Annotated in this window: 12 protein-coding genes; 4 read left to right on the forward strand and 8 right to left on the reverse strand. The window is 67.4% G+C overall.

Annotated elements, in window-relative coordinates; all coding sequences use genetic code 11:
- Nucleotides 1-128 precede the first annotated feature (128 nt).
- Entirely contained in the window at nt 129-953 is an 825-nt protein-coding gene (locus ABI214_RS11935; protein ID WP_348610599.1) for an SDR family NAD(P)-dependent oxidoreductase, read from the forward strand.
- 71 nt (nt 954-1,024) lie between these two features.
- Here the strand turns inward: ABI214_RS11935 and ABI214_RS11940 are convergent, their stop codons facing one another.
- Nucleotides 1,025-2,344 carry an NAD(P)/FAD-dependent oxidoreductase gene (locus tag ABI214_RS11940; protein ID WP_348611564.1) on the reverse strand — a complete coding sequence of 440 codons (1,320 nt, stop codon included), beginning with the start codon at nt 2,342-2,344 and terminating at the stop codon, nt 1,025-1,027.
- A 155-nt stretch (nt 2,345-2,499) separates the two neighbouring features.
- Here ABI214_RS11940 and ABI214_RS11945 point away from each other — a divergent pair, with 155 nt between their 5' ends.
- Complete coding sequence (locus tag ABI214_RS11945; RefSeq protein WP_348610602.1) at nt 2,500-3,405, forward strand: LysR family transcriptional regulator; 906 nt, start codon at nt 2,500-2,502, stop codon at nt 3,403-3,405.
- Between the two features lie 41 nt (nt 3,406-3,446).
- Here ABI214_RS11945 and recR read toward each other — a convergent pair whose 3' ends face one another.
- The 3 genes from recR to ABI214_RS11960 form a co-directional block, all read right to left on the reverse strand.
- Nucleotides 3,447-4,055 carry a recombination mediator RecR gene (gene recR / locus ABI214_RS11950; protein ID WP_348610605.1) on the reverse strand — a complete coding sequence of 203 codons (609 nt, stop codon included), beginning with the start codon at nt 4,053-4,055 and terminating at the stop codon, nt 3,447-3,449.
- Nucleotides 4,056-4,065: 10 nt separating this feature from the next.
- The gene (locus ABI214_RS11955; RefSeq protein WP_342394585.1) at nt 4,066-4,365 is read right to left on the reverse strand and encodes a YbaB/EbfC family nucleoid-associated protein; all 300 of its coding nucleotides are present in this window, start codon (nt 4,363-4,365) and stop codon (nt 4,066-4,068) included.
- A 74-nt stretch (nt 4,366-4,439) separates the two neighbouring features.
- On the reverse strand, nt 4,440-4,874 hold the full coding sequence (locus ABI214_RS11960) for an SRPBCC family protein (RefSeq protein ID WP_348610609.1): 435 nt from the start codon (nt 4,872-4,874) through the stop codon (nt 4,440-4,442).
- A gap of 176 nt (nt 4,875-5,050) precedes the next feature.
- Between ABI214_RS11960 and ABI214_RS11965 the strand changes: the two genes are divergently transcribed.
- Nucleotides 5,051-6,481 carry an FAD-binding oxidoreductase gene (locus ABI214_RS11965; RefSeq protein WP_348610612.1) on the forward strand — a complete coding sequence of 477 codons (1,431 nt, stop codon included), beginning with the start codon at nt 5,051-5,053 and terminating at the stop codon, nt 6,479-6,481.
- A 14-nt stretch (nt 6,482-6,495) separates the two neighbouring features.
- Nucleotides 6,496-7,779, forward strand: coding sequence for a class I SAM-dependent methyltransferase (locus ABI214_RS11970; protein ID WP_348611567.1), 1,284 nt, complete (start codon nt 6,496-6,498; stop codon nt 7,777-7,779).
- 56 nt (nt 7,780-7,835) lie between these two features.
- Here ABI214_RS11970 and ABI214_RS11975 read toward each other — a convergent pair whose 3' ends face one another.
- The 4 genes from ABI214_RS11975 to ABI214_RS11990 form a co-directional block, all read right to left on the reverse strand.
- Nucleotides 7,836-8,603 carry an IclR family transcriptional regulator gene (locus ABI214_RS11975; protein WP_348610615.1) on the reverse strand — a complete coding sequence of 256 codons (768 nt, stop codon included), beginning with the start codon at nt 8,601-8,603 and terminating at the stop codon, nt 7,836-7,838.
- 25 nt (nt 8,604-8,628) lie between these two features.
- Nucleotides 8,629-9,402, reverse strand: a complete 774-nt coding sequence (locus ABI214_RS11980) for an SDR family NAD(P)-dependent oxidoreductase (RefSeq protein WP_348610618.1) — start codon at nt 9,400-9,402, stop codon at nt 8,629-8,631.
- 196 nt (nt 9,403-9,598) lie between these two features.
- Entirely contained in the window at nt 9,599-11,740 is a 2,142-nt protein-coding gene (locus ABI214_RS11985) for a 3-hydroxyacyl-CoA dehydrogenase NAD-binding domain-containing protein (RefSeq protein WP_348610621.1), read from the reverse strand.
- A 32-nt stretch (nt 11,741-11,772) separates the two neighbouring features.
- Nucleotides 11,773-12,987, reverse strand: coding sequence for an acetyl-CoA C-acetyltransferase (locus tag ABI214_RS11990; protein WP_348610624.1), 1,215 nt, complete (start codon nt 12,985-12,987; stop codon nt 11,773-11,775).
- Nucleotides 12,988-13,372 lie beyond the last annotated feature (385 nt).

The following is a 13,372-nucleotide window of genomic DNA, read 5'->3' on the forward strand; positions in this document are numbered from 1 at the left end:
GTCACACCCTCCGACGACCGAGCCGATTCGGAGTCGCGTTGCCCCCCAAGGCAACTCCAAGGGCAGGAACATGCACCGCTACTTCGGTGCCGGTGCAGATCTCGCATATCCAGACTAGGAGCAGTGCAATGCAGCTACTCGACAAAGTCGCCGTCGTGACCGGAGCCGCACAGGGCCTGGGCCGGTCGATCGCCCTCGCGATGGCGCAGGAGGGCGCGGACCTCGTCCTGTGTGACCTGCAGGAGGACAAGCTCGCGGAGGTCTCCACCGAGATCGAGGCCCTGGGACGCAAGAGCCTGGCCCTGCGTTGCGACGTCTCTTCCAAGGAGCAGGTCGTCGAACTGTTCGCCCGGGCCGCCGACCAGTTCGGCACCGTTCACATCCTGGTCAACAACGCTGCGCGGGTGCCGAATTCACCGGAGGACGAGGTCCGCCGCAGTCGCCACTATGCGCACATCACCACCCCCGTGGAGCGGCAGTCCATGGGCATCACCAGCAGCCTCACCGACGAGGACTGGCTCAAGTGGTGGGACGTCAACGTCCACGGCGTCTTCTACTGCACCCGTGAGGCATTGAAGTTCATGGAGCCGCAGGGCTACGGGCGGATCATCAACATCGCATCGATCGCCGGCACCTCGGCCGCGAGCGCGCACAGCCCCGGGTACTCGGCCGCGAAAGCCGCTGTCGCGAACCTGACCAAGACCGTCGCCCTCGACGTCGCCGGCGCCGGCGTGTACGTCAATGCGATCGCGTGCGGCGGGGTACTCACCCCTCCCTTCCAGGCGTACCTCGACAAGGCCACCGAGGAGGAGAAGGCCAACCTGTACCAGATCGTCCCTGTCGGCCGCCTGGGCAAACCCGAGGAGTATGCCTCGCTCGCCGTCTACCTCGCCGGCGAAAACCACTATCTCGTCGGCCAGGTCATCAGCCCCAACGGGGGCGTCATCATCTGAGCCCCGCATGACGACAGAGGGCGGAACAGCAAGAAGTACTTGCCGTTCCGCCCTCTGTCGTTCGATCCGAGCTATGCCGCCTTGGCGGTCTCGTCGTCGGGGATCCGCGCCTCCGGCGCCTCGATCGGGCCGATCTCCTGCGCGTAGTGGAAGTGCGGGCGACGGTGGCCGAGGAACGAGCCGAACCACGACATCACCGCGACGTAGCGGTTGCGGAAACCCACCAGGTACACCATGTGCACCGCGAGCCACAGCACCCAGGCGACGAAGCCGGTGAGCTCGATGCTCTTGACCTTGGTGACGGCGCGGAAGCGGTTGATGATCGCCATCGAGCCCTTGTCACGGAACTTGAACGGCGTGCCGCGCTTGGTCTTTCCGAGGATGGTGGCCGCGACGTGGCGTCCGCCCTGCATCGCGACGGGCGACTGGCCGGGCAGGTTGTTCAGCGACGTCATGTCGCCGACCGCGAAGATGTCGGCGCGGCCACCGACGGTGAGGTCGGGGTTGACGAGCAGGCGTCCGGCGCGGTCCGTCTCGCAGCCGGTGCGCTCGGCGAGCGCCGCCGCGAAGTCGTTGGCCTGCACGCCCGCCGACCAGATGATGGTCTCGGCGGTGCGGCGCTCCCCGGTCTCGCTGCCGTGCGCCTTGAGGGTGGCGCCGTGCTCGTCGATGTCGGTCACCAGCGTGTTGAGAACCACCTCGACGCCCGACTTCTCGAGCGACTCCTTGGTGTACTCGCTGAGCTTGCCGCCGTACGCCGGCATCGCGACACCCGCGCCCTCGACGAGGGTGACGGTGACGTCGTCGGCGGTGACGCCGCGGATCGACTGCTCGAAGTAGCGGCCCGCGAGTTCCTTGATCTGGCCGGCCAGTTCGACGCCGGTGGCACCGGCACCGATGACGATGAAGCTCAGCAGGTTCTTGCGACGCTCGAGGTCGGTGGTGGTGTGCGCCTCCTCGAAGCAGCGCACGATCTGCGCGCGCAGGCGCTCGGCGTCGTCGACGGTCTTGAGCGCGAAGGTGACCTTGGCGAACTCGTCGCGCCCGAAGTAACTCTGCCGCGCGCCGGTGGCGGCGACGAGCGAGTCGTAGCCGAGCGTGTGGCGCTCCCCGGCGGCCTCGTAGACGAGTTCCTTCGCATCGGGGTGCACGTCGACGACCCGGCCGAGGCGGACGTCCGCGTTGGGGTACTTGGCGAGGATCGCGCGCACCGACGGGGCGATCTCGCCGGCCGCGAGGACACCGGTCGCGACCTGGTACAGCAGCGGCTGGAACAGGTGCTCGGTGGTCTCCGAGATGAGGACGAACGGCTTGCCGGCCTTGGCCAGCTTCTTCGCCGTGGCGAGGGCACCGAATCCGGACCCGACGATCACAACTTCGGTCCGGTCGATTGCAGTTTCGCTCACGGTTGCCTCCTTCTCGAGATATTCGAGAGACCTGGTCGAGATGTATGAGAGACACCGTAGGAGCGCTAAGGACCCTAGCGCCAGTAGTCAGGGATATTCGGCGAACAGTTATCTCGATCGCTCATAAGTAGTATGTCGGCATGGACTTCCGGCAGCTGCGGTACTTCCTCGCCGTGAGCGAGGAGCTGAGCTTCAGCAATGCCGCCAAACGGTGCTTCATCTCGCAGTCCGCGATCAGCCACCAGGTCACCAAGCTCGAGCAGGAACTGGGAGCTTCCCTGTTCGAACGCTCCACCCGGGTCGTCCGGCTCACGTCGGCCGGATCGCGTCTGGTCCCGATCGCGCAGGAGGTGCTGAGCCTCGAGGCCAAGGCGTTCTCCGTCGTGAAGGAGCCACGCGACCGTATCCGGATCACCGCAAGCATGAGTTTCGCGCCGCAGAGCCTGGCCGCGATCGCCCACGTCCGCGAGAAGCACCCGGATCTCGACATCGAGTTCGTGATCAAGAACTTCACCGACCGCATCGACGCGGTGTCGTCGGGCGACGCCGACATCGCGCTGATCCGCGGCGAGGTGGACCGACCCGGGCTCGAGACCGTGGAGCTCGGCGTCGAGGACCTCATGATCGCGACATCCAACCAGCACCCGGTGTCGGCCTTCTCGAGCGTCGAGCTGAGCGAACTCGCGCCCTACCCCCTGCTGCTCCCGCCGCGACAGAGCCAGGTCCTGATCCACACCGTCGTGGAGAACGCCTTCGTCGACGTCGGCCGGCGTCTGCGGCTCGGCCCGCCGATCGCCCGCGATCACACCGCGATCCTCGACGTCATCACCAACCCTCGCGCCTGGACGGTGCTCTACGCGAGCAGCGTCGCCGAGGTGCCCCGGACCGGGCTGTCCCTCATGCGCGAGCGGAACAACCGACTGCGGGTACCGGTCAGCGGGATCGTCCGGACCGGCGCGGCCGAGGCACCCGGCATGGCGAGCCTCGTCCGTTCGCTGCAGCAGACGGTGACCGCAGAGAACGGCGCGCCCCCGACCCCGCAGTAGCGGGGTCGGGGGCGCGCCGAGCGGACGGTCGCCGGTCTGCCCTACAGCGTGCGCCGCCCCGAGAGGGCCCGCCCGAGGGTGAGCTCGTCGGCGAACTCGAGGTCGCCACCCATCGGCAGCCCCGACGCCAGCCGCGACACCGTCAGCCCCGGGAAGTCGCGCAGCATCCGCACCAGATAGGTCGCGGTCGCCTCGCCCTCGGTGTTGGGGTCGGTCGCGATGATCACCTCGGTGACGTCGACACCGTCCTCCTGATTTCCGATGCGCGTCAACAACTCCCGGATCCGCAGCTGATCGGGGCCGACGCCGCTCAGCGGATCGAGCGCCCCGCCGAGCACGTGATAGCGCCCCTTGAACTCACGGGTCCGCTCGATCGCCTGGACGTCCTTGGGTTCCTCGACGACGCACACCATGGTCCGGTCCCGGCGCGGGTCGGAACAGATGCGGCACTTCTCCTCCTCGGAAACCGTGCCGCACACGACGCAGAACTGGACGCCGTCGCGCACCTTCTGCAGGACCGCCTGGAGGCGGTCGATCTCCGGGGGTTCGACCGACAACAGGTGGAACGCGATGCGCTGGGCGCTCTTGGGTCCGATACCGGGCAGCTTGCCCAGCTCGTCGATCAAGTCCTGGACGGGACCTTCGTACAAGGCGGGGCCTCTAGAAGGGGAGTCCGGGCAGGCCGCCGGCCAGCGGGCCGAGCTTGGCCGCCGCGAGCTCCTGGGCCTTGTTCGACGCGTCGGCGATCGCGCCGATCACGAGGTCCTGCAGCGTTTCGATGTCGTCCGGATCGACCACCTTGGGGTCGATCGCGAGGCCGACGACCTCGCCGGTGCCCTTGACCGTCGCGGTCACCAGACCGCCGCCGGCCTGACCGGTCACCTCGGCCTGGGCCATCTCCGCCTGCGCCGCCATCAACTGTTGCTGCATCTGCTGCGCCTGCGCGAGGAGCTGCTGCATATCGGGCTGTCCACCTGGTTGCACTGGACTTGTCCTTTCTGAAGTCGCTTCGTCAGCGTAGTCCGTCGCGGGCGTCAGCCCAGTTCGCGAACCAGGTTCGTGAGCGTCTGCTCCTGGATCTTGCGCAGCCCGATCGGGGCGAAGGTGCGCTCGAAGAAGCCGCCGATGCCGCCGGCGCCCTTCCACTCCGTCGTCGTGGTGATCGTCGACCCGGCCCCCGACGGCGCGACCTCCCACGTCGTGACGAGGGACGAGTTCGCGTCGCGCTCGGTGACGGTGTTGCCGGAGACGCTCACCGTCGCCTTGACGTCGCGCGACCGCTTCTCGGTGGCCTGCAGCGTCCACTGCGCGACCGTCCCGTCGCCCTGGCCGCCCTCGAGTACCCGGTAGTCCCGGTACTGCTGCGGAAGGATCCGTGGGCGAACGGTCTCGTAGTCCGACAGGGCGGCGACCGCCTGCTCGGGAGCGGCCGTGGTGGTGATGGAACTGCTGGCGCTGACCTGTGCCACTGGGTGAGCCTCCTTGCTCGTGGGTGTACTCCCCCATCCTGCCCGCCGATCTGCGATGATCGCGATCAAGCCGCCGACCCGGCCACCCAACCAACCAAGTCGTTAGCATAGCTACAGAGATGCGACTCACCGGGATATCGATAGCCGACCGTTCGGACTAGCGATAGCGTCAGGGTGTGGGGAACTCCAAGAGTGGTATCCGCGAAATCGGGCTTGCCGCGCATCGTGCGGGGGTCCAGCGCCTGCTGTCCAGCTACTGGGCGATCCCGCCCGACGCGAACGTGCGCCTGGCGAAGAAGACGTCCAACCTGTTCCGGGCGCGCGCCAAGAGCACCGCGCCGGGGCTCGACGTCTCCGGCCTCGACGGCGTCATCTCCGTCGATCCCGAGGCCCGCACCGCCGACGTGCAGGGGATGTGCACGTACGAGAACCTGGTTGCCGCGACACTTCCCTACGGGCTCGCCCCATTGGTGGTGCCGCAGCTGAAGACCATCACCCTCGGCGGCGCGGTCACCGGGCTCGGCATCGAGTCCACGTCGTTCCGCAACGGGCTCCCACACGAGTCCGTGCTCGAGATCGACATCCTCACCGGCAGCGGGGACATCATCACCGCGAGCCCCGGCGGCGAACACGCAGACCTCTTCTGGGCCTTCCCCAATTCGTATGGCACCCTCGGGTATTCGACGCGCATCCGGATCGAGCTCGAACCGGTGAAGAAGTACGTCGCCCTGCGGCACGTGCGCTTCACCGACCTGAAGCAGCTCGAGGAGACGATGGACCGGATCGTCCTGGAACGATCGTGGGACGGCGTCGCGGTGGACTACCTCGACGGCACGGTCTTCACCCCGACCGAGGCGTACCTGACCCTGGGTGTGCAGACCGACGAGCCCGGACCGGTCAGCGACTACACCGACATGGACATCTACTACCGGTCCATCCAGCACGAGTCGATCAACCATCCCAAGACCGACCGGCTGACGATCAACGACTACCTGTGGCGCTGGGACACCGACTGGTTCTGGTGCTCGCGCGCATTCGGGACGCAGAACCCCCGGATCCGGCGTTTCTGGCCGAAGCGCTACCGCCGCAGCAGCTTCTACTGGAAGCTCATCGGCCTCGACCAGAAGTACGACATCGCCGACCGTCTCGAGGCCCGCAAGGGACTGCCGCCGCGCGAGCGCGTCGTGCAGGACATCGAGGTCCCGATCGAGAACACGGCGAACTTCCTCCACTGGTTCCTCGACGAGATCCCGATCGAACCACTCTGGTTGTGCCCGTTGCGCCTTCGAGACCCCGCACATCCGGCCGCCGACACAACCCGACCGTGGCCGCTGTACCCGCTCGACCCGCACCGCACCTACGTCAACGTCGGCTTCTGGTCGTCGGCGCCGATCGAGCGGGGCGCACCCGTCGGCGCGGCGAATCGGCTGATCGAGAAGAAGGTCAGCGAACTCGACGGCCACAAGTCTCTCTACTCCGAGTCGTTCTACGACGAGGACGAATTCGCGCTGCTCTACGGCGGCATTCACTACCCACAGATCAAGAAGCGTTACGACCCCGGTTCACGACTCCTGGACCTCTATTCGAAGGCGGTGCAACGAAAGTGACGACTCTCAGAACGATGTCCGACCCGGCGCAGAAGCTCAGCCTCGCGCAGATCCTCGAAACCGTCTCCGACGGTGGGATTCCGCTGCGGTTCACCGCGTACGACGGCAGTGCGACCGGACCTGAGAACTCGCCCTACGGTCTTCACCTGAACTCGACACGGGGCACCACCTACCTGGCCACCGCGCCCGGCGACCTCGGCATGGCGCGTGCCTACGTCTCGGGCGACCTCGAGGCCGTCGGCGTGCACCCCGGCGATCCGTACGAGATCCTGAAGGCGATGACCGACCTGCACTTCCATCGCCCGTCGGCGAAGGAGATCGCGGCCATCACGCGGTCGATCGGCTGGGACAAGCTGCGCCCCATCGCACCCCCGCCACAGGAGCATCTGCCCCGCTGGCGCCGGTTCGCAGAAGGCCTGCGGCACTCCAAGACCCGCGACGCCGAGGTGATCCACCACCACTACGACGTCTCGAACACCTTCTACGAGTACGTACTCGGCCCGTCCATGACCTACACGTGTGCCGCGTACGAGTCCGAGGACCAGAGCCTCGAGGACGCCCAGGAGAACAAGTACCGGCTGGTCTTCGACAAGCTCGGCTTGAAGGAGGGCGACCGCCTCCTCGACATCGGCTGCGGCTGGGGCGGCATGGTCCGCTACGCGGCCCGGCGCGGCGTCAAGGTCATCGGCGCCACGCTGTCCCGCGAGCAGGCCGAATGGGCACAGAACGCGATCGCCGAGGAGGGGCTGAGCGATCTGGCCGAGGTGCGGTTCTCCGACTACCGCGATGTCCCCGAAACCGGGTTCGACGCCATCTCCTCGATCGGTCTCACCGAACATATCGGTGTCCACAACTACCCGTCGTACTTCGGGTTCATGAAGGACAAGCTGCGCGACGGCGGCCGAATGCTCAACCACTGCATCACCCGCCCGGGCAACCGCAGCGGCGCCAAGGCGGGCTACTTCATCGACCGCTACATCTTCCCGGACGGCGAGCTCACCGGCTCGGGCCGCATCATCAGCGAGATCCAGAACGTGGGCCTCGAGGTGCGCCACGAGGAGAACCTGCGCGAACACTACGCGCTGACCCTCGCGGGCTGGTGCCGCAACCTGGTGGACAACTGGGACAAGTGTGTCGCCGAGGTCGGCGAGGGCACCGCGAAGGTGTGGGGCCTGTACATGGCCGGCTCCCGACTGGGCTTCGAGCGCAACGTCGTTCAGCTGCACCAGGTGCTGGCCGTCAAGCTCGACCCCAACGGGGCGGCGAACGTCCCGCTGCGCCCGTGGTGGAAGGGCTGATCGCAGCATCGACTCGACAAGGTGCCCGTCGTCCGTGCGGACGACGGGCACCTTTTTCACGTGGTGCGGGAGCCGGCGTCGACCTGGCGGGCCGCTCGCTCGATCGCGGCGGCGGCGCGCTGCACGGCCTCGATCATGCGACGGTCCTTCGTGACCCGGTCGACCGGGCCGCAGATCGAGATCGCGGCCGGCTTGGGAATCCCCTTGGAAACCGGCGCACCGACGCAGCCCAGCGACGACGACAACGTGCCCCGGTCGTACGTCACGCCCTCGGACACGGCCCGCTCGAGTTCCGCGCGCAGCGCCTTGCGTCCGCCGACGACTCCGGTCTCGACGTGATCGAACATCGGATCGTCCAGCGCCTCGGACGGGATCTGCGTCAACAGCGCCTTGCCGACCGCGGACCGGTGCGCCGGGTAGCGTCCACCGATCCGGGACGGCACGTTGGCCCCGAACGACCCCGACAGCTTCTCCCAGTAGATCCCGTCGGCGCCGTCGAGGAACGCGAGGTGGACGACCGCGCCGGTCGAGCGGTGCAGTTCCTGCATGATCGGCAGCGAGACCCGGTGGAACCAGTGGTTCCGGATCGCCCGCGAACCCAACTCGAACAGGCGAACTCCCAGCTCGTAGCGGGAACCGACCCGATTGAGCCAGCGCATCGAGACCATCTTCTCGAGCAGTCGGTGCGCCGACGAACTGGGGATTCCCGTGAGCCGGGTGGTCTGGCTCAGGGTCAGGTACCCGTTGTCGTCCAGCGCCTCGAGCACCAACTCGATCCGGTCGAGCATCGACGTGGCCGGGGCATCTTCGCTAATTCGCGGCACGGCCACGTCCTCTCACTACGCCAGGCTAGACACCGAAACCGCCTGACACCGAAATCTGCTGCCCCGTAATATAGGTCGCCTGCTCCGAGGCGAGGAAGACGGCCGCCGCACCGATGTCGGCCGGCTGGCCCCAACGCTTGAGCGGAACGAGCTTCTGCACCTCCCGTGTCCACTCCTCGTCGAACACTCCCTGCGCCTGTAGTTCGAGGAACATACCGGCCTCGATCACGCCGACCAGCACCGAGTTGGCGCGGACGTTGTGAACACCCTCCTCCTTCGCGATTCCGCGCACGAGCGCCTCGTTGGCGGCCTTGGGGATCACCGACAGCCCGTCGAGTTCCGGGAACCAGTGGTCGCCGGCCGAACCGAGGTGGACGATCGAGCCCCCGCCGTGCTCGCGGAAGTGCGGCAGGACGGCGTGGACGGCGGTGTACATCCCGAGCGTCTCGATCTCCACCGATCGGCGGTACTGCGCCGGCGTGGTCTCGGCGACGGTGAGCTGCTCGACGACCGGTCCGGCACCCCACACCAGCGTGTGGATCCGGCCGTGCTCGGCGACGACGTCCCCGAGCACGCCGGTGACTGCCGCCTCGTCGCGCACGTCGACCTGGTGCGCGCTCGCCTTCACCCCCAGCGCGCGCAGCTCGGCGACGGTCTCCTCGGCGACGTCGCGCTTGGAGTTGTAGCAGACCGCGACGGCCGTTCCGGCGTGTGCGAACTCGCGAGCGACGCCGCGGCCGATTCCGCCGCTGCCACCGAAGACCAGGGCCGCTCCCTCGGGAAAACTCAACGCCAGCATGGTGATTCTCCGTTCGCTCGGAAGTCCGCGACCCTGTGTCCCGGACCACGCTGGGGAGAACGTAACGATGCCCGGGCTTCGCGCCCAGGGTCCTTCCCGCCTCGCGGAAAAACGCAGGTCGTCCCCCGCGAACGCGAAAGGCGGATCCCGACCGGTAGGTTCCGATCGGGATCCGCCTTCGACTACGCGGTTTCCGCTAGCCCTTCAGCGACGCCGGCGGAGTGAAGCGCTCGCCGTACTTCGCGGCGAGTTCCTCGGCGCGAGCGACGAATCCGGCCTTACCACCCGGGTAGCCGGCGACGAACTGGCTGACGCCGCCGGTCCAGGCCGGGTAACCGATGCCCATGATCGAGCCGATGTTGGCGTCGGCGGTGGACGTGATGACGCCCTCGTCGAAGCACTTCTGCGTCTCGATGGCCTCGATGAACAGCATGCGGTCGATCAGGTCCTGGAGCGGCGGGGTGGCCGAGCCGGACTTGAAGTGATCGCGCAGGCCCTGCCACAGGCCGGCGCGCTTGCCGTCCTCGTAGTTGTAGAAGCCCGCACCGCCGAGGCGGCCCTTGCGGTCGTTGCCCTCGACGAGGTAGTTGATGACGTCGCCGGCCGGGTCGGCCGGGAGTTCCTTGCCCTCGGCCAGCGCGGCGGCCTTCGACTCGGCGCGGATCTTCTGCATCAGCGTGAGGTTCAGCTCGTCCGACAGCTGCAGCGGCGCCGCCGGGTAGCCGGCCTGCATGCCCGCCTGCTCGATGGTGGCGGGCTCGATGCCCTCGGCGACCATGCCGATGGCCTCGTTGACGAACGTGCCGATGACGCGCGAGGTGAAGAATCCGCGGGAGTCGTTGACGACGATCGGGGTCTTGCGGATCGCCTGCACGAAGTCGAACACGCGAGCCAGCGTCTCGTCCGAGGTCTTCTCGCCGCGGATGATCTCGACCAGCGGCATCTTGTCGACCGGCGAGAAGAAGTGGATGCCGATGAAGTCCTCGGACCGCTTGACGCCGGTCGCGAGGTCGGTGATCGGCAGCGTCGAGGTGTTCGAACCGAGCAGCGCGTCCGGCTCGACGATGTCCTCGATCTCCTGGAACACCTTCTTCTTCAGGTCGGGCGACTCGAAGACGGCCTCGACGACGAAGTCGACGCCCGCGAAGTCGGCGGGGTCGGCGGACGGGGTGATCAGGGACAGCAGCGCCTGCGACTTCTCCTCGGTGGTCTTGCCCCGCGAGAGTGCCTTCGCCTCGAGCTTCTCGGCGTAGCCCTTGCCCTTCTCCGCCGCCTCGATCGTGACGTCCTTGAGCACCACCGGGATTCCGGCCTTGGCGCACACGTACGCGATGCCGGCGCCCATCATGCCGGCACCGAGGACGCCGACCTTCTTGATCTCGCGCTTGGGGATGTCCTTCGGACGCGAGGCACCGGAGCCGATGGCCTGCATGTCGAAGAAGAACGCCTGGATCATGTTCTTCGCGACGTGGCCGGTCACGAGCGACGTGAAGTAACGCGACTCGATCTTCAGCGCGTTGTCGATGTCGACCTGGCTGCCCTCGACGGCGGCGGCGAGAATCGCACGCGGCGCCGGCATCGGCGCGCCCTTGAGCTGCTTGCGCAGGTTCGCGGGGATGGCCGGCAGATTCGCCGCGAACGCCGGGGTGGACGGGGTCCCACCGGGGATCTTGTAGCCCTTGACATCCCAGGGCTGCACGCCGGACTCGGGGTTGGCCTTGATCCACGCCTTGGCGGCGGGGACGAGCTCCTCGACCGAGGACACGACCTCGTCGATCAGACCGACCTCGAGGGCCTGCTGCGGCCCGCGCTGCTGACCTTGCAGCAGCATCTGGGTCAGTGCCGTCATCAGGCCGAACTTGCGGACGGTGCGGACGATGCCGCCGCCACCGGGGAGCAGGCCGAGGGTGACCTCCGGCAGGCCGATCTTGACGCCCTTGACGTCCGCGGCGATGCGGTGGTGGGTGGCCAGGGCGATCTCCAGGCCGCCGCCGAGCGCGGCACCGTTGATGCAGGTGACGACCGGCTTGCCGAGGGTCTCGAGGCGACGCAGGTCGGCCTTGAGGGTGAGGCTGTGGTTGTAGATGTGCTCGGCGTCCTCGGGGCCCGCCTTGATCATGTTCTTCAGATCGCCACCGGCGAAGAAGGTCTTCTTGCCGGAGGTGAGCACGACACCGGTGATGGCGTCCTTCTCCGCGTGCAGCCGGTCGACGGTCTCCTTCATCGAGGAGATGTACCGGTCGTTCATGGTGTTCGCGCCCTGGTTGGGGTCGTCGATGGTCAGCACGACGATGCCGTCGGCGTCCTGCTCCCAGCCGATGATGTTCTGTTCGCTCACTGTTTCGTCTCTCCTGATCGGGTCCGTGAGCGTCAGACGCGCTCGATGATGGTGGCCACGCCCATGCCGCCGCCGATGCACAGCGTCACCAGGGCCCGTCGGGCGCCGCGGCGCTCGAGCTCGTCGACCATGGTTCCGGTGATCATGGCGCCGGTGGCGCCGAGCGGGTGGCCCATCGCGATGGCGCCACCGTTGACGTTGAGCTTCTCGTCGGGGATCTTCAGGTCCTTCTGGAACTTCATCGCGACGGACGCGAACGCCTCGTTGATCTCGAAAAGATCGATGTCGTCGACGGTCAGACCGGCCTGGGCGAGCACCTTGTGCGCGGCCGGGGTGGGGCCGGTGAGCATGATCGTCGAATCGGCACCGGAGGTGGCGGTCGCGACGACGCGCGCACGCGGCGTCAGGCCCATCGCCTGCCCTGCGCCTTCGCTACCGATGAGCACCAGCGCGGCGCCGTCGACGATGCCGGAGCTGTTGCCGCCGTGGTGGACGTGGTTGATCTTCTCGACCCAGTGGTACTTCTGCAGCGCGACGGCGTCGAAGCCGCCCATCTCGCCGATGCCGGCGAACGCGGGCGCCAGCCCGGCCAGCGACTCGACGGTGGTGCCGGGACGCATGTGCTCGTCGGTGTCGAGGACGGTGACGCCGTTGATGTCCTTGACCGGGACGACGGACTTGGCGAAGTACCCGCCGGCCCACGCCTTCGCGGCCAGGTCCTGCGAGCGGACCGCGTAGGCGTCGACGTCCTCGCGGGAGAAGCCCTCCATGGTGGCGATCAGGTCGGCACCGATGCCCTGCGGCACGAGGTAGGTGTCGAAGTTGGTGGCCGGGTCCTGCATCCAGGCGCCGCCGTCGGAGCCCATCTTCACGCGGGACATCGACTCGACACCGCCCGCGATGACCAGCTCGTCCCAGCCGGAACGGACCTTCTGCGCAGCCATGTTCACGGCCTCGAGGCCGGAGGCACAGAAGCGGTTGATCTGCACACCGCCGACGGTCTCGGGCAGGCCGGCGACGGTGACCGCGGTGCGCGCGATGTCGGCGCCCTGGTCGCCGAGCGGGGAGACGACGCCGAGGATCATGTCGGAGATGCGGTCCTCGTCGAGGTTCGGGAACCGGGTGCGCAGCTCACCGATCAGCCCGGTGACCAGGTCGATCGGCTTCACCGAGTGCAGCGAGCCGCTGCTCTTCCCACGTCCGCGCGGGGTTCGAATGGCTTCATAAATGAACGCCTCTGTGGTCACGGTGTTCCTTCCTGTTCTCGTCTCCGTACCGCTACAGCTACCCGTACCGGCACAGACCTCGGCCCGACTCACCTTAGAACGTGTTTCAGTTGGCGGGAAGGACCGAAGCGATCCCGCTGTGTGACCGAGACGATCACCGGCTTCCCACGTCTACCCCGCCCGAAACGTCCGGTCACGCTGCCCGGTGGCCGGATACCCGCCACGGCCGCCCGCGGATGCGGAGACCGACGCGGAATCAGAACGCTGCCCGCAACCCCTCGGCTACCTGTGACTCATATCACTATCACTACCGCCGAGCGCGAAGATGATCATTGCTACCTTGCAACCCTGCTCAGCCGCGTCACCCATGGATACCGAACGACCGCACAGCCATGAAATGCATTGC

The sequence above is a fragment of the Prescottella soli genome, assembly GCF_040024445.1.
In the GTDB taxonomy this organism is placed as follows: domain Bacteria; phylum Actinomycetota; class Actinomycetes; order Mycobacteriales; family Mycobacteriaceae; genus Prescottella; species Prescottella soli.

What these genes read in the sequence shown, in the direction of transcription:
- ABI214_RS11935 (WP_348610599.1), top strand. Translation starts at nt 129, where the DNA reads ATGCAGCTACTCGACAAAGTCGCCGTCGTGACCGGAGCCGCACAGGGC.
- ABI214_RS11945 (WP_348610602.1), top strand. Translation starts at nt 2,500, where the DNA reads ATGGACTTCCGGCAGCTGCGGTACTTCCTCGCCGTGAGCGAGGAGCTG.
- ABI214_RS11955 (WP_342394585.1), bottom strand. Translation starts at nt 4,365, where the DNA reads ATGCAGCAGCTCCTCGCGCAGGCGCAGCAGATGCAGCAACAGTTGATG.
- ABI214_RS11970 (WP_348611567.1), top strand. Translation starts at nt 6,496, where the DNA reads ATGTCCGACCCGGCGCAGAAGCTCAGCCTCGCGCAGATCCTCGAAACC.
- ABI214_RS11980 (WP_348610618.1), bottom strand. Translation starts at nt 9,402, where the DNA reads ATGCTGGCGTTGAGTTTTCCCGAGGGAGCGGCCCTGGTCTTCGGTGGC.